A 16258-nucleotide genomic window follows, 5' to 3' on the forward strand; every position below is an offset into this window, starting at 1 on the left:
CTTCCGTTGGAGTTACTGGGTGACCGGCGCGAGCCACAACCCGGCCAGTACGTCGGTGAGGGCCCCGGCGGTGTCGCGCCAGCCGGCTTCCGGGGTGCCCGCGCCGTCGGCGAGGGCGCGTTCGCGCTCGGCCAGCCCGTGGATCAGCACGAGGCGGGTGAAGTCGTTGCGTTCGGCGCGGACTTCGGCGGGCAGCCCGGGCAGGCACCGGTGGAGCCCCTCGACGGTCTGCGCCAGCGACGGGGACGTCAGGGTTTCCTCGATGATGACCGCGCGCAGCGACGGTTCGGTCATCACCTGGGCGGCGAACCGGGCGAACCAGGTGGGCGCGCCCAGTTCGGCCAGGTGCTCGGTGGTGGGGTGCACCAGGCACCCGAGCCAGTCCCGCAGCCCGTCGTGACCGCGGTCCAGCCGGCGGCCACGCAGCCGTTCGATCGGCCCGGTGTGCTTGCGGGCGATGGCCCGGACCAGCTCGGCCCGGGTGCCGAAGTGGTAGCCCACCGCGGTGTTGTTCCCCTGCCCCGCGGCCTCGCTGATCTGCCGGTGGGAAACGGCCAGCACGCCGTGTTCGGCGTAGAGGCGTTCCGCCGCGACCAGGATCCGCTCCCGGGTCGCCTGGGCCGTCACCAGCGGACGGGCAGTTCCCGCAGGCCGCCGACGGCGAGGCCCTCGACCCGCCGCAGCTCGTCCGCCGGGACGGCGAGCTCGAGGTCCGGCAGCTTGCGCAGCAGCACTTCCAGCACGACCTGCAGCTCGGTGCGGGCCAGCGGCTGGCCGAGGCACGCGTGCGCGCCGGCGCCGAAGGCCAGGTGCGGGTTCGGGCTGCGGGTCAGGTCCACGTCGGCGGCGTTCTCGAAGGCGCCTTCGTCGCGGTTGGCCGCGGCCATGCTGCACATCGCGGTGGTCCCCGCCGGCAGCACGGTGCCGCCGACCTCGAAGTCCTCGGTCAGGTACCGCTGCATGCCCACGCCCGCGTTGGCGTCCGCCCGCAGCGCTTCCTCGACCGCCGTGCGCACCAGCGACGGATCGGCCAGCAACTGCTCCCAGCGGCGGCGGTCGGCCAGCAGCATCGCCGTCATCTTGGCGATCATGTTCGCGGTGGTCTCGTGGCCGGCGATGAGCAGGCCGATGCCGGTGGCGGTCAACATCGCGTCGGACCAGTCGACGCCCTCGGCGATCAGCGCGCTGAGGATGTCCTCGCCCGGCTCGGCCCGCTTGCTCGCGATGTGCCCGCCCATGTACCGGCCGAACTCCGCCTGCGCCGCGTCGAACTCGGCCTGCGTGTAGCGGGTCATGCTGAGCATGACGTCGGACCAGTGGGCGAACCGGTCGCGGTCGGCGTCCGGCACGCCGAGCATGTCGCAGATGACCCAGACCGGCAGCGGGAAGGCGAGGCCCGCCTTGAGGTCGCCGGGCGCGCCCTTGGCGACCATGTCGTCGATGAGCTGCTCGGCCATCGCCGCCATGCCCGGCCGCAGCGCGTTCATCCGCTTGGCGGTGAACCACTTCCCGAGCAGGCGCCGCCACTTGAGGTGCGCCTCGCCGTGCTGCGGGAGCACGGTCGCCATCTCGCTGTTGAACACCCCGCCCGACTCGGTGTCGGCGACGCGGGCCGCGTTGTCCCCCGGCGTCGGCCGGGTGAACCGCGGGTCGGACAGGACGGTCTTGACGTCGTCGTAGCGGGTGATCAGGGCGGCTTCGTCCCCGCTGGCCAGCGCGACGCGCGCGACCGGGCACTTCTCCCGGAACTCGGCCCACTCGGCGGGCGGCTCCAGCGCGGTGGCGGCCTCGAACGGGAACCGCGGCAGCGAATCGGTGTTGCTCGGCGTCATCACGGGCCTCTCGTTGGTGAATGTCCCCTGACCCGAGCATGGCGACGATCCCTGATTAAGTCAAGCAGTTGACTTAATTCAGACTCCGACAGCGCCTTGCATGAGTCGTTCACCGCAGGGCGGAGTTACTCGCGCTCGACCTTGCGCAGGCCGCCGTCGGGGGTCCACCACTCGACGACCAGCAGCGTCGCCGCCTCGTTCAGGTGGGTGTGCACGACCTCGGCGACGTCGGCGACGAACCGCTCGCCGTCCTCGGTGCGCACCCGCCCGGCGATCTTCGCCTCGCCCGGCCACTGCGCCTCGGCGCCGTCCACCGGGTCGACCGTCGCGCTGTGCAGCGCGAACCGCGGGTCCCGCCGCAGGTCCGCGCCCTTGCGCGCGTTCGGCATCGACCCGAAGACCAGCTCACCGTCCTCGAAGACCGTTTCGATCCCCGAGATCCGCGGCGAGCCGTCCGCCCGCAGGGTCGCGATGGTCTTGTGCTTGTGCGCGTCGAACAACGCCCGCACCCGGCCCGCGAACTCCGGTTCCGCCGCTTCGAACTCCCGCCACACCGTCATGCGTCCATGGTCTCGCACCGCAGCCCGGCGACAAGGAGCTTCACCATCCCTCGCGCGTCGTAGCGGGGATCGTCCGCGCCGATGCAGAGGTTGCCGACCCCGCGCATGAGGTCCAGCGGCGCCACCCGGGCCCGGACCTCGCCGGCGGCGATCGCCGCGTCGAGCAGCTCGCCACACGCCGGCACCAGCCGGTCCAGGAAGTACGCGTGCAGCGCCTCGAAGCCGGTGTTGTCGGACTGGAGCGCCCCGGCGAGCCCGTGCTTGGTCACCAGGAAGTCCACGAACAGGTCGATCCACTGCGTCAGCGCGGCATACGGCGATTCGTGCGAGGCCAGCAAGGCGGGCGCCGCCGCCGCGCAGGCGTCCACCTGGTGCCGGAAGACCGCGATGACCAGGTCCGCCCGGGTCGGGAAGTGCCGGTAGATGGTGCCCATCCCGACGCCGGCCTTCGCCGCGATGTCCCGCACCGGCGCGTCCACGCCGGAGGCGACGAAGACCGCGGCCGCCGCGTCCAGCAACGTCTTTTCGTTGCGCCGGGCGTCCGCCCGCTTGGGCTTGCGTTCGCCCACCGACCCTCCCTTGCTAAGCGGAACAATGTTCCGTATCGTTAGCGGAGCAACGTTCCGTTTGCCTATCCTGCCACGGAGGCACTCCCCATGCAGTACCGCACCTTGGGCCGCACCGGCGTCCAGGTCAGCACCCTCGCGCTCGGCGCGATGAACTTCGGCGCCATCGGAAACACGACGCAGGACGAGGCCACCGCCATCGTCGACGCCGCGCTCGAAGCCGGCGTCAACCTCGTCGACACCGCCGACATGTACGGCCAGGGCGAGTCGGAGACGATGGTCGGCAAGGCGATCGCCGGCCGCCGCGACGACCTCGTGCTGGCCACGAAGGCGACCATGCCGATGGGCGAAGAGCGCAACCACCGCGGGAATTCGCGCCGCTGGCTGGTCACCGCGCTCGACGACAGCCTGCGCCGCCTCGGCGTCGACCACGTCGACCTCTACCAGCTCCACCGCTGGGACCCCGCGACGAGCGACGAGGAAGCGCTTTCCGCGCTGACCGACCTGCAGCGTGCGGGCAAGATCCGGTACTTCGGGTCCTCGACGTTCCCCGCGTACCGCATCGTCCAGGCGCAGTGGGCCGCCCGCGCGCACCACCTCGGCCGGTACGTCACCGAGCAGCCGAGTTACTCGATCCTGCAGCGCGGCATCGAAGCCCACGTGCTGCCGGTGACCGAGGAGTACGGCATGGGCGTCCTGGCCTGGAGCCCGCTGGCTTCGGGCTGGCTGTCGGGCGCGATCCGCGCGGGCCGGGAGTTCAGCGGAAATCGCGCGAAGGTCGTGCCGCAGCGCTTCGACCTCGACATCCCGGCCAACCGCGCCCGCCTCGACGCGGTGGAGAAACTGGTCAAGCTGGCCGACGCGGCCGGCCTCACCCTGATCCAGCTGGCGCTCGGCTTCGTCACCGCACACCCGGGTGTGACGAGCGCGCTGATCGGCCCGCGCACCCCGGACCACCTGGCTGCCCAGCTCGCGGCCGCCGACACGGTGCTGCCGGCCGACGTCCTCGACGAGATCGACACCATCGTGGCGCCCGGCGTCGACCTGGCCCCGGACGAGAAGTTCGACACCCCGCCGGCGCTGCTCGACGCGTCACTGCGGCGGCGCCGGTGAAGTTCGGCATCATGACCGCACCGCAGCAGGTCGGTTACGACGAGATCCTGCGCGTGTGGCGAGAAGCGGACAAGGTACCGGAGATCGAGCACGCGTGGCTGTTCGACCACCTGATGCCGATAGCCGGCAACCCGGACGGCCCGATCTTCGAAGGCTGGACCCTGCTTTCGGCGCTGGCGGCCCAGACATCCCGGCTGCGCATCGGCCTGCTGGTCACCAGCAACCGGTTCCGCCCACCGGCCATGCTGGCCAAGATCGCCACAACGGTCGACATAGTCTCGGGCGGACGCCTCGACTTCGGCATCGGCGCGGGCTCCCGGCCAAGCCACCCACTGGCCCGACGCGAGTACGACGCCCACGGCTTGCCGTACCTCAGCCAGGCGGACGCGGTCACGGCCCTGGACGAGGCATGCACGGTGATCCGTCGCTTGTGGACATCCCCATCACCGTTCGACTTCTCGGGAGCGCACGTCCGCCTTTCGGGGGCATACGGAAACCCACGGCCGCTACAGCGCCCCCACCCCCCGATCATGATCGGCGGCCGAGCAAACGCAACGCTGCGGGTGGTGGCAAAGCACGCGGACATGTGGAACATCCCGGGCGGCGGCGACATCGCGGACCTGGCCGCCCGAAGTCGCTTGCTGGACAAGTACTGCGCGGAGCTGGGCCGCAACCCGGCAGAGATCACGCGGTCGATCTTCCTACCGGTGGAGTACGAGCGACCGCAGGTGACGCGGGAGAAGATCGCCGAGGCCGCGGACGCAGGGTTCGGCCACTTCGTGCTCGGGCTGGCCGATCCGTATCCGGAGGGGATCGCGGAGTGGGTGGCGGAGGAGCTGATCCGCCACCAGTAAGGCCCTGCCCCACGGAGGAGCGGGGTGGTCATCCNNGCTCAAAGTGATAGGCCTCAATCAGGCGACGGGATGACCACCCAGCGGCCCACATCCAGAACGTGAGGGGACAGCGCGGGCCATCCCAGAGCCTGCCCGTCCGGCGAGGACAGTCTTTTGTTTTTCTGCCGTGGCGGGTTGTCTCTGCCGCGGCAGAGAGAGTCCGCCACGGCAGAGACAGTCTGCCGTGGTAAAGCGGGTCCGCCCTCCCCCGCCCCTCCGGTAGGAGTCTCAGTCGCCGCCCGGGTTTGTCAAGGCGGGAAAGCGTGCCTTGACAAACCCGGTCGTCGACTGAAGTGCAGGCTGGGACGAGGGGCGGGGGAGGTCTGGTGACGTCGTTGGTCGGCTTGCGTTGCCGGCCGCCGGTTCGCCTTGTCGTCCGGATCGGTTCCGCGTCGGCCGACTTGCGCCCCCGGCCGCCGGTTCGCCTTGTCGTCCGGATCGGTTCCGCGTTGGCCGGCTTGCGCTCCCGGCCGCCGGTTCGCGTGTTCCTTCTCTCCCTTTGGGAAGTGCGCCGCCTGAAGCGCTGCGGTCAGTCCGAATTTGCCAGGTGGGCCAAGGCCGACCGCAGCAGTCGTCTGGTGTTGGGGGGCAGCCCCGCCAGTTTTTGGTCCTCCACCTCTTTGATCGCGGCCCGGACCGCCGCGTGCCGCTCGCTGCCCTCCCTTGTCAGGCGCACCACCCTTGCGCGCCGGTCGGCCGGGTCCGGGTCGCGGGCGACCAGGCCCTCCGCTTCGAGCGCGTCCAGCAAGCCGATCAACCGGGTTTTGTCGTAGCGGATCTGCTGGGCCAGCACCAGCTGGCTCGGCGCCGACCCGGCGGACAGCGCCGACAGCACCACGTACTGCCACATCGAGAGCCCGTGCCGCTCGAGCACCGGCCGCTCGGCTTCGGCCAGGCTGCGGCCCGCCCCGGCGCAGAGGGCTCCGAGATCGTCGTCCTCGTTCACCGGCGGGATTTTACGCGTCGACAAACCATACGCAGGTGCGTATCGTTTCCGGCATGGAACCCACGACACCGGGACGCGCCGAAACCCGCACCATCTCCGTCGCCGCCCCGCCCGCGCGGGTCGTCGAATACCTCGCCGATCCGCGTCACCTCCCCGAATGGGCACCGGCATTCGCCACCGCCGTCGACCACGACCACGGTGACATCTGGCGCGTCCACACCGAAAGCGGCCCGCAGCGGGTCGCCGTGCGGGTCGCGGCCGAGCACGGCGTCGTCGACGTCGTCAGCGCCGACTCCCCCACCCTGGGCCTGTTCACCCGGGTGGTGCCGAACCTGGCCGGCGCCGAACTGATCTTCAGCCTGTTCTTCCCCGAGGACACCGACCCGTCGGCGGTCGACGCGCAGATGGCGGTCGTCGGCGAGGAACTGCGGGCCGTGCGCGAGCGCGTCGAGAGCGTTGACTGACTCCTTCCTGGCGTCGGACGCCAGGAAGGAGTCAGTCCCCGCGCTCAGCCCGCCGCGCAGAGGACGCCGTTGAGCGTGAACGCCGTCGGCAGGATGTTCGGCCCGCTGTAGTCAGCCGTGAAGCCGACATCGACCCCCGCCGCCGGTGGGGCCGACGACGAGACCGTCACCGTCGTGCCGTTCTGGGCCCAGGTGCCGTTCCAGCCGCCGGTGAGCTTCTGCCGCGCGGTCGGCCAGCTGAACGTCAGCGTCCAGTCCCCCACCACGCCGGTGCCGGTGACGTGGATGCCGCCGACGAAACCGCTCGCCCAGTCGGTGACGTCGGTCATCCGGACCGTGCAGCTGCTCGACGCCGGCGCGCCGGTCGTCAGCGTCAGCGGCGGAGAGGCCGCGGACACGTTCCCGGCCGTGTCGCGCGCCAGCACGTTGATCGTGTACCTGCTGCCCGGCACCAGGTTCCCGACGTCGAGTGACGTGCCGGCCGTCTCGCCCCACTGCTCGCTGACCGCACCCAGCTGCCGGTAGACCTCGTACTTCGCGATCGGGTGGGCGCCGGGCGCCGCCGCGGGCCAGCTGATCGTCGCGGTCCGGTCGGTCGCCGTGCCGGTCGGCTGCCCGGGTGTCCCGGGGCCGGCGGACGCGGCGGTCGCGGGGTGCAACACCAGCGTGGTCAGCGAATACGGCGGCAGCGTCTGGGACGTGCTCGTCCCGGTCGTGGCGCTCGAGATGGCCGTGGCGCCGTTGGTGAAGGTGAGCACCTGCGGCGCGGCCGCGGCCGGCGTGTAACCCGCGTAGTCCAGCGTCACCGCCCTGGCCTGGTCGGGGTCCTTGTTGAGCAGCAGCACCGCGAGGTCGCCGTTGGGGCGCCGGACGGCGTGCGCGCCGACGAGCGGGTCGTCCGCACCGGCCCGGACGAACTGATCACCGGGATGAGCGAAGGCGCTCAGCATCTTCAGGCCGTAGTAGGGCGCGAACGGGGTGTTGAGCGGCGGTTCGCAGACGCCGCCTTCGAGGCAGGTGGCGCTGGAGAGCAGGCCGGAGTCGCCGTAGTCCGGATAACCGGCCACAGTGGACAGTTTCGTCCCGCCGTTGTGCGTGTCCCACCAGTCGACGGTGAACACGCCGTTCGCCAGCAGCGAGCTGTAGGTGTCGGCGGCGAACAGGGCACCGGGCTGGGTGTCCATGCCCACCGGGGTGTTCGTTTCGGTCATCGAGATGCCGATCCGGCCGGAGTTCGGGCCCGCGTACCGGGTGATCTGCTCGCGCGCCAGGTAGAGCATGTCGTCGAGCTGCTCCGGCTTGGCGAGGGCTTCCGCCGCCGTCGAGCCGGTGGGGTACCAGTGCAGGATGACGAAGTCGATGTGCGGGCCCGCGATGGACAGCACGGTCTGGTTCCAGGTGGCGGTGTCGCCGGCACCGACGATGCCGTCCGGCCAGTTCGCCGGGGTGGTCAGCACGGCGCCGATCTTGACCCCCGGGTCGACGGCCTTCATCGCGTCGGCGTAGGCGACGACACCGTTGGCGTAGGCGGTCGGGCTCTTGTCCGCGTGGTTGTCGGCTTCCCAGTTCGCGCCGTAGTGCCCGTTCCCGTACAGCTCGTTGCCGATTTCCCAGTACTTGACGCCGTACCCCTTGGTGACGTTGGCGTACCGCACCCAGTCCGCGGCTTCCTCCGGGGTGCCGGTGCCGTAGTTGGCGATGATGATCGGCTGGGCCCCGGCTCTTCGGACGCCGCCCATGAAGGTGTCGAAATCGGTGTTCGGCGCCACGTACCCGCCCGGCGCGGTGTTGTCCTTCCAGTGGTAGATGTCGCCGTAGGAACCACCGGGGTAGCGCATCGTGCGGACACCGGCGGCGCCGAACAGGTCGGCCACCTCGTCGGTCCCCAGCTGGCTGTCCCAGACCGCGTGGTTGATGCCGATCCCGGTGTCCGGCATGGTCGCCAGCCCGGCTCGGGCGTTGACGGTGACCGTCGCCGTGGGCGCGGTCGCCGCCCCGGCGGTCCCGGCCGCCGGGATGGCCGCGGCGAGCACGGCGATCACCGGCCACGCTGCCCAGCGCAGACGTCGAGCTGTCATGAAGGTCCATCCTCACTCGTCGGGCACGAACGGATGACTGGGAGCGCTCTCAGCGAGAGAACCACCGAGGCGGCCCGAAGTCAACGGAAGTCGCGTGAGGGCCCGGTTCGCACCGAAAGATCGAGGTTTTCGATGCGATCGGCAACCAGTGTGACCACACCTTCGGCCGCCTGGACCTGGCCGCGGACGAGCAACGCCGCGCTGGTGCGGGCCACCAGCCGCTGCCGCTGCCACAGGCCCGGTGAGACCAGGACGTTGGCCATCCCCGTCTCGTCTTCGAGGTTGAGGAACGTGATGCCGCCCGCCGTCGCCGGGCGCTGGCGGTGGGTGACCGCGCCGCCGATCCACACTCGCGTGCCGTCCTCGGTGCGCATGAGCTCCGCCACGGTGATCGCCCCGCGCCTGTCCAGCAGCTCGCGCAGGTACTCCACCGGGTGGCTGTCCGGGGAGACGCTCGTCGCCCACAGGTCCGCCGCCGTCACCTCCAGCTTCGTCATCCCGGGCAGCGCCGGTGCGTCGAGACCCGGAGCGAGGCCGGGCAGGTGACCCGGCCGGGTCGCCGCGGCCGCGCCCGCCGCCCACAGGTCCTGGCGCCGGTCGCCGCCGAAGCCACTGAACGCCCCGGCCGTGGCCAGTGCTTCGGCGGCGTTCTTCTTCAGCTGCACGCGGCGGGTCAGGTCGCCGATGCTCGTGTACGGGCCGTGGGCCTCGCGTTCGGCCACGATCGAGCCGGCCACGTCTTCGCCCAGGTGACGGACCGCGGCGAGGCCGAGCCGGAGCGCGACTCCGCCGGCGTCCGGTTCGAGGGTGGCGCCCGCGAGACTCGCGTTGATGTCGGGTTCGCGGATGCGCACGCCGTGGCGGCGGGCGTCGGCGACCAGGGACTGCGGGCTGTAGAAACCCATCGGCTGGGCCCGCAGCAGCCCGGCGCAGAAGGCGGCCGGGTAGTAGCGCTTGAACCACGCGGACGCGTACACGAGCAGCGCGAAGGACATCGAGTGCGCTTCGGGGAAGCCGTAGCCGGAGAAGGCGTGGATCTGCTCGAAGATCCGCGTGGCGAGCTCGCGGTCGAGGCCGTTGGCTGCGCAGCCGGCGAAGAACCGCGCCATCAGCGCCTTCATCTTGGCGCTGGACCGTTTCGCGCCCATGGCCCGCCGCAGCTGGTCGGCTTCGGCCGGGGTGAAGCCGGCGACGTCGACCGCCATCTGCATCACCTGTTCCTGGAACAGCGGCACGCCGAGGGTGCGGTCCAGGGACGCGGCCAGCAGCGGGTGCGCGTGTTCCCACTCCTCGTCCCCGCGGCGACGGCGGATGTAGGGGTGCACCGAGCCGCCCTGGATCGGGCCGGGCCGGATCAGGGCGACTTCGACGACGAGGTCGTAGAACTTCCGGGGCCGCAGCCGCGGCAGCGTGGCCAGCTGGGCGCGGGACTCCACCTGGAACACGCCGACCGCGTCGGCTTCGCAGAGCATGTCGTAGACCGCCGGGTCGGCCAGGTCGAGCTTCCCGATGTCCACAGTGGATCCGTGGTGCTCGGCGACGAGGTCGATCATGTGGTGCAGCGCGGACAGCATGCCGAGGCCGAGCAGGTCGAACTTGACCAGGCCGACGGTGGCGCAGTCGTCCTTGTCCCACTGCAGGATGCTGCGGTCCTTCATGGTCGCCCACTCGACCGGGACCACTTCGGACACCGGCTGCTTCGAGATCACCATGCCGCCGGAGTGGATGCCGAGGTGGCGCGGGAAGTCCTCGATCCGCGCCGCCAGGTCGAGGACGTCGTCCGGGATCGACCCCGCTGCCTGCCGCCTGGTCGCGGCGACCCCGCCCCAGCGGTCCACGAGCTTGCCGTAGGCGTCCTGCTGCCCGGGGCTGTGGCCGAGCGCCTTCGCGGCGTCGCGGATCGCCGAGGGCGCCCGGTAGGTGATGACGTTGGCGACCTGCGCGGCGTGGAACCGGCCGTGTTTCTCGTAGACGTACTGGATGGCTTCCTCACGGCGGCCGGACTCGATGTCGACGTCGATGTCCGGCGGGCCGTCCCGCTCCGGCGCGAGGAACCGCTCGAACAGCAGGTTCCACCGCACCGGGTCGGCGTGGCAGATCTCCAGCGCGTAGCAGACCGCGGAGTTCGCGGCCGAACCGCGGCCCTGGCAGAGGATGTCCGACTCCCGGCAGAACCGGACGATGTCCCAGACGACGAGGAAGTAGCCGGGGAAGCCCAGCTCCTCGATGACGGCGAGTTCGTGGTCGAGCTGGGCGTAGGCCTTCGGGTTCTCTTCGCGCGTGCCGTACCGCTTCCTCGCGCCCCGCCGGGTCAGCTCGGTCAGGAACGACATCTCGTCGTGCCCGGCCGGGACGGGGAACGGCGGCAGGTCCGGCGCGACCAGCTGCAGGTCGAAGGCCACTTCGACGCCCAGGACGGCGGCCCGGCCGACCGCGCCAGGGTAGCGGCGCTCGAAGCGGCGCCGCTGCTCCATCCCGGACCGCAGGAACGCCTGCCCCGACGGCGGCCGCCACCCGTCGAGGTCCTCGGCCGACCGCCGCGCCCGGACGGCGGCGAGCGCGTCCGCCACGACGGCGTCTTCCGGGCGGGCGTAGTGCACGTTGTTGGACACGACCGTCGGCAGCCGCAGCTCCTTGGCCAGCGCGTCGAGCAGGTCGTTGGCGGCTTCGTCGGTGGGCAGCCGGTGGTCGATCAGCTCGACGGCCACGTGCGACCGCCCGAACCGGTCCACGAGCCGGGCCAGCTCGGCGCGCGCGGCGGCCGGCCCCTTCCGGGCCAGCGCCTGCCGGACCGCGCCCTTGCGGCAGCCGGTGAGGACGACGACGTGCCCGGCCAGCTCGTCCGCCAGCTCGTCGAAGTCGTAGACGGGCCGTCCCTTCTCCCCGCCGGCGAGCTGGGCGCGGGAGATGACGCGGCACAGCCGGTGGTAACCGGTCTGCTGCCGGGCGAGCACGAGCAGGTGCGACCCGGCCGGATCGGGCGCGCCGGCCTGCGGCGCGGGCAGCCCGAGCGAGAGCTCGGCCCCGAACCCGACCCGCACCCCGAGCGCCCGGGCGGCGTCGTTGAACCGCACGGCGCCGTACATGCCGTCGTGGTCGGTGAGGACGAGCGCGTCGAGCTCGAGCCGCGCGGCCTCCTCCACGAGGGTCTCCGGGTGCGAGGCCCCGTCGAGGAAGCTGAAGTTGGAGTGGACGTGCAGCTCGGCGTAGGGCGCCCGGATCCGGTCCCCGCCGTCGTCCCGGCCCCGCCGGTGCACGAGATCGGGTGGCGCACCGGCGTAGCCCTCCCGCTTGCGCGACCACGCGGGGGCGTCGTTGCCGTCCCCGGGTACGGGCGGACGCCCGGACGCGATCCGCTCCACTTCGGACCACGGCACGCGTGGATTGTTGAACGCCAACGCCGACTCTCCCACCGATTTCGCTGTGGGGAAGCCAGCGACTACTGTTCGAACACACGATCGACCACTGTGGTCCGATCCTGCGCCGGGCACGCGGCCGGTGTCAACTGTGGACGGACCGGAGTCGGCTCGGTCACAGCACCCGTTCGATCGTGAACGCGCGGGTCAGCGGCACCACCGTCCGCCGGTGGTGGAGCCCGGCGTCGACCACCTCGATGGACGCCCACTCGACGGTGGTGACGACCTCGCGCACCCTGGCCGGGACGTGCGGGGCCGGCGCCGCGCCGGCGGGCGCCGCGGTAGCCACGACGACCGCGGCGCTCAGCAGCGCGGCCGCGATCCGGCGCGGTGGTCCCGCCGTCAAGGCCGGCCGCGGCACACGGATCCGGCCTTCGTCCTGGTTCCCATCGTGGCTCTCCCCTCGCCGGCACGCACTCGGCCGGCGACGGGAGCCTGGCAGCGCTCACTGCAATCGCACTGCAGTCTTACGGAACGTCGCCGGTCGGAGGTACGCTCGGCCTCGGGGAGGGGGCATTTCCATGCGTGATGTTCGATTCGGCGTGCTCGGGCCGATCACCGCCTGGCGCGGCGCGGCCCCGGTCGAGGTGGGGTCCGCCAAGTGCCTGCGGGTGCTCGGGGTGCTGCTGCTGCACGCGAACCGGCGGGTGGACCGCGAGCAGATCATCGAGGGTGCCTGGGGCGCGAAGCCGCCGAGGAGCGCGGTCAACCTGGTCCAGAAGTACGTCGGTGACGTGCGCCGGTCGCTGGAGCTCGACGACGGCTCGCTGCAGACCATCGGCACCGGGTACCTGCTGCGGGTGGCCCCCGGCCGGCTCGACAGCGACCGGTTCGCCGCCGGGCTCGACCGGGCGCGCGAGACCCGCGGCGACGGCGACCTGACCGCCGCCCGGAAGCACCTCGCCGAGGCGATGACGCTCTGGCGCGGGCCCGCCTTCAGCGGCATCGACACCCCGGCGGCCGCCACCGAACGCGCCCGGCTCGACGAGTACCGCCTCGGCGCGCTGGAAGACCTCGCCGAGCTCGACCTGCTACGCGGGGAGCACGCGCCGGCCATCCCCGAGCTGTCCCGGCTCATCGGCGAGCACCCGTACCGCGAACGCGCGCGGGAGCTGCTGATGATCGCGCTCTACCGCAGCGGCCGCCAGGGCGACGCGCTCGCCGTGTTCCACGACATCCAGCGGCTGCTGGCCGAGGAGCTCGGCGCCAACCCCGGGCCCGGCCTGCAGCGCGTGCACGCGCAGATCCTGCGTGCGGATCCCGCGCTCGACCTGGTCACCGCGACGCGGGAGCAGCGGCCGGTCGCCCAGCTGCCCGCGGACATCCCGGACTTCACCGGCCGGGCCGGCCCGCTGAGCGAGCTGCTGGACCTGCTGGCCGGGCGCCGGGTGGTGGTCGTCGCCGGTGCGCCCGGGACCGGGAAGTCGGCGCTCGCCGTGCGCGCGCTCCACGACGCCCGTGACGCGTTCCCCGACGGCCAGCTCTACCTCGACCTGGCCGGCACCTCCGCCGTGCCGCGCGACCCGGCGGTGCTGCTGGCCGAGCTGCTGCGCGCACTCGGCGTCACGGACGCGGTCATGCCGCCCGGCCTGCACGAACGAGCCGCCCTCTACCGGTCGCGGCTGGCCGATCGCCGCATGCTGGTGCTGCTCGACGACGCCGCCGGCGCCCAGCAGGTGCGGCCGCTGCTGCCGCCGTCCGGTGACTGCGCGGTGGTGGTCACGAGCCGGCACCGGCTGGCCGACCTGACCGGTGCCGAGCACGTCGAGCTGGACGTGCTGTCCACCGAAGACGCCCGGAGCCTGCTGGCCCGCATCGCCGGACCGGAGCGCGTCGAGGAGGAACCGGAGCAGGCCGACGAGATCGTCCGGCTGTGCGGCCGGCTCCCGCTGGCCATCCGGATCACCGGGGCGAAGCTCGCGAGCCGGGGGGCGTGGACCCTGCAGGTGCTGCGCGACCGCCTGGCGGACGAGTCCCGGCGGCTGCGCGAGCTGCGGGTCGGCGACCTCGACGTGCGGGCCAACTTCGACCTGAGCCTGCGGCTGCTTCCCGAGGACGCCGTCCGGGCGTTCCGGCTGCTGGGGCTGCTGGGCGCGGAAACGCTCCCGGCGTGGGTGATCGGCCCGCTCCTGGGCCGCCGGGTCCCGGACGACGTGCTGGACGCCCTGGTCGACGCCTACCTCGTGCGCCTGGTGACGACCGACCGCGCCGGCCAGCCGCGGTACCGGCTGCACGACCTGTTGCGCGCGTACGCGTCGGAAGGCGCGCAGGAGTGCTACCCGCTCGAGGAGCGCCGGGCGGCGGTGGAGCGGGTCCTCGCCGCCTGGCTCGCCCTCGCCGAGCAGGCCCGTGACCTGTGCTACCCCAGCCTCTTCCGGCCAACCCCGGGCCGTTCCCCGCGCTGGACGCCGGACTACGCGGTCGTCGATCCCATCACCTGGTTCGACGCCGAACGCGGGACGCTGCTGCGGGCGATCGAACTCGCGGCGGACTGGGGCCTGGACGAGCTGGCCTGGGAGCTGGCGATCGCCACGGTGCCGTACTACGACCACCGCAGCCTCTACCAGGACTGGAACCGCAGCCACCGGATCGCGCTGGACGCCGCCGTCGCGGCCGGCAACACCCACGGCGAAGCGGCGTTGCTGCAAGGGCTCGGCCAGGTGCACATCTACCTGGACGAAATGGCCGAAGCCCGCCAGGACCTGCGCCGGTGCGTGAAGCTGTACCAGTCCATCGGCGACCGGCGCGGCGAAGGCCTCGCGCTGGCGAGCCTGGGCACCGTGCACCGCGTCCGCGGCGAACTCGACGCGGCGCTGGCCGTCGACAAGGAGGCGCTGGCCCACGTGGTCGCCGCCGGGCACCGGCAGGCGGAGGCCCAGCTCCGATCGGCCATCGGCATCATCGGCTTCGAGCAGGGCGCCGGCGACGCCGGCCCGTGGATCGAGGACGGCCTGCGGATCGCCCGGCACCTCGGCGACCGCCACCGGCAGGCGGTGATCCTCCGCACCCTCAGCCGGTACCACCTGGAGATCGGCGACACCCCGGCCGCGCTGCGCGACCTCACCGAAGCGCTGACGATCTTCAGCGAGATCAGCGACGAGCGCTGCGGCGCCTACACCGACCAGCGGCTCGGCATGATCCACGCGGAGCTGGGTGACCGGGCCCGGGCGGAGTCGGCCCTCCTGCGCGCGGCGCACGTGTTCCGCGCCAACGGCGACCGCAGCAACGAGGCGGCGTGCCGGCAGCGGCTCGGCGAGCTCGAGAGCGAACTCGGCGACCCGGCCGCGGCCCGGCGTCACCTGGGCCTGGCGATCGAGCTGTGGCGGGCGGTCGGCCTGCCCGAGCGTGCGGACGACGTGGCGGCCACCCTGACCGCGGCTGGTGGCTGACACCGGTCGGTCCCGCGCGTCAGTCGTACGCACCCTCGACGGTCCACTGTGGATCGTCGCCGACGGTGGCCCGGAGCAGCAGCGCGATGTCGCCGTCCGCCGCGGTGTCGCCTTCCAGCACCACCTGGACGCGGGCGAGGGGCCGCTCGCCGCGGCGGCCGGGCAGGACCGGGTGCACCACCCACGGGCCGGCCGAGCCGATGACCCGGCGCGGCGGTCCCCCGTCGACGGCGACCGTCGAGGGCGGGTAGCCGAGTTCGCCGCGCGCGGTGCAGCGGACGACGTCACCGACCGCGTCGAGCACCTCGGCCGGCACCGGCCGCGGCGGGACGACCGTCGGCGAGGGCGCGGGCAGCCGTCCCGGCCACGGCCGGTCCGCGGCGAGCGGACGGCGCGGCTCGCCCCACGGGATGAGCCGGACGCGTTCGCCCGGGCCGCGGCCGCCGTCCAGCAGCGGGGTGACGACCGCGTCCGGGCCGAGCAGGCCCTGGATGCGGACCAGGGCGCGACCGGCGCGTTCGGCGGCGTCGGCGTCCCGGCCCACCGAGCCGAGCTGCAGCTGCAGTGCCTGGCCGCCGACGACCTCTTCGGGGTCGAGGCGCAGCCGGACGATGCCGGCGGTGGGCCGGTCCCGCGTGGTGAGCCAGCCTTCGCACTGCCACCGCACGCGGTCGGCGGTCGAGCGGGCGGTGAGGGGTTCGGCGCAGCGCCAGACGCGCACGCGTTCCTCGCCGGCTTCGGTGACGGCGACGATGGCCAGGCGCGTGCAGGCGAGACCGTGGTTCGCGAGCCCGGCGAAGAAGCGTTCGCCGAGGGTCTTCGCGACGAAGGCGGCTTCGTCGACCCGTTGCAGCGGTTCGTCGAAGGTTTCGGTGACGGCGAGGTCCGGCGGCAGGGCGCGCCGCAGCGGCGGGCGTTCGGAGAGGCCCCGGGCGAGCCGGTGGGCGACGACGGCGTCCTTCGGGAACCGGCCGGCGACGTCGCGTTCGGCCAGCGCGGCG

At 72.6% G+C, this 16258-nt stretch carries 12 protein-coding genes and 1 pseudogene; 4 read left to right on the top strand and 9 right to left on the bottom strand.

All coding sequences use genetic code 11. From position 1 onward, the window contains the following. Window positions 1–12 precede the first annotated feature (12 nt). The 4 genes from CCN39_RS13835 to CCN39_RS13850 all read right to left on the bottom strand — a co-directional run bounded on the left by CCN39_RS13835 (window position 13) and on the right by CCN39_RS13850 (window position 2961). Window positions 13–627: a TetR/AcrR family transcriptional regulator gene (locus tag CCN39_RS13835; RefSeq protein WP_086842031.1), complete on the bottom strand. Its 615-nt coding sequence runs from the start codon at window positions 625–627 to the stop codon at window positions 13–15. After that, complete coding sequence (locus tag CCN39_RS13840; protein ID WP_167455072.1) at window positions 624–1832, bottom strand: cytochrome P450; 1209 nt, start codon at window positions 1830–1832, stop codon at window positions 624–626. Before CCN39_RS13840 ends, CCN39_RS13835 begins: the two co-directional genes overlap by 4 nt. Before the next feature lie 125 nt (window positions 1833–1957). Beyond that, complete coding sequence (locus tag CCN39_RS13845; protein WP_086842035.1) at window positions 1958–2392, bottom strand: pyridoxamine 5'-phosphate oxidase family protein; 435 nt, start codon at window positions 2390–2392, stop codon at window positions 1958–1960. Beyond that, window positions 2389–2961 carry a TetR/AcrR family transcriptional regulator gene (locus tag CCN39_RS13850; protein ID WP_086842037.1) on the bottom strand — a complete coding sequence of 191 codons (573 nt, stop codon included), beginning with the start codon at window positions 2959–2961 and terminating at the stop codon, window positions 2389–2391. Before CCN39_RS13850 ends, CCN39_RS13845 begins: the two co-directional genes overlap by 4 nt. Window positions 2962–3048: 87 nt before the next feature. Here CCN39_RS13850 and CCN39_RS13855 point away from each other — a divergent pair, with 87 nt between their 5' ends. After that, the gene (locus tag CCN39_RS13855; RefSeq protein WP_086842039.1) at window positions 3049–4071 is read left to right on the top strand and encodes an aldo/keto reductase; all 1023 of its coding nucleotides are present in this window, start codon (window positions 3049–3051) and stop codon (window positions 4069–4071) included. After that, entirely contained in the window at window positions 4068–4925 is an 858-nt protein-coding gene (locus CCN39_RS13860) for an LLM class flavin-dependent oxidoreductase (RefSeq protein ID WP_086842041.1), read from the top strand. The genes CCN39_RS13855 and CCN39_RS13860 overlap by 4 nt, the downstream gene beginning before the upstream one ends. 568 nt (window positions 4926–5493) lie before the next feature. On the opposite strand, the gene CCN39_RS13865 is transcribed toward CCN39_RS13860, so the two are convergent. Next, entirely contained in the window at window positions 5494–5910 is a 417-nt protein-coding gene (locus tag CCN39_RS13865) for a MarR family winged helix-turn-helix transcriptional regulator (protein WP_086842043.1), read from the bottom strand. 53 nt (window positions 5911–5963) lie between these two features. On the opposite strand from CCN39_RS13865, the gene CCN39_RS13870 reads away from it, so the two are divergent. Then, window positions 5964–6374, top strand: a complete 411-nt coding sequence (locus tag CCN39_RS13870) for an SRPBCC family protein (protein ID WP_086842045.1) — start codon at window positions 5964–5966, stop codon at window positions 6372–6374. A 44-nt stretch (window positions 6375–6418) separates the two neighbouring features. On the opposite strand, the gene CCN39_RS13875 is transcribed toward CCN39_RS13870, so the two are convergent. From CCN39_RS13875 to CCN39_RS50135, 3 genes are all read right to left on the bottom strand, one after another. Continuing rightward, window positions 6419–8452 carry a cellulose binding domain-containing protein gene (locus CCN39_RS13875; RefSeq protein ID WP_244210774.1) on the bottom strand — a complete coding sequence of 678 codons (2034 nt, stop codon included), beginning with the start codon at window positions 8450–8452 and terminating at the stop codon, window positions 6419–6421. Between the two features lie 80 nt (window positions 8453–8532). After that, entirely contained in the window at window positions 8533–11850 is a 3318-nt protein-coding gene (locus CCN39_RS13880; RefSeq protein ID WP_086842057.1) for an error-prone DNA polymerase, read from the bottom strand. Window positions 11851–11983: 133 nt separating this feature from the next. Next, window positions 11984–12214, bottom strand: a complete 231-nt coding sequence (locus tag CCN39_RS50135; RefSeq protein WP_158104503.1) for a hypothetical protein — start codon at window positions 12212–12214, stop codon at window positions 11984–11986. 175 nt (window positions 12215–12389) lie between these two features. Here CCN39_RS50135 and CCN39_RS13885 point away from each other — a divergent pair, with 175 nt between their 5' ends. After that, the gene (locus CCN39_RS13885; RefSeq protein WP_158104504.1) at window positions 12390–15257 is read left to right on the top strand and encodes an AfsR/SARP family transcriptional regulator; all 2868 of its coding nucleotides are present in this window, start codon (window positions 12390–12392) and stop codon (window positions 15255–15257) included. Between the two features lie 19 nt (window positions 15258–15276). Here the strand turns inward: CCN39_RS13885 and CCN39_RS13890 are convergent. After that, a pseudogene (locus CCN39_RS13890) lies at window positions 15277–16258 on the bottom strand (DNA polymerase Y family protein); the annotation flags it as partial.

Origin of the sequence: Amycolatopsis kentuckyensis, from assembly GCF_002155975.1 — a bacterium.
In the GTDB taxonomy this organism is placed as follows: Bacteria; Actinomycetota; Actinomycetes; order Mycobacteriales; family Pseudonocardiaceae; genus Amycolatopsis; species Amycolatopsis kentuckyensis.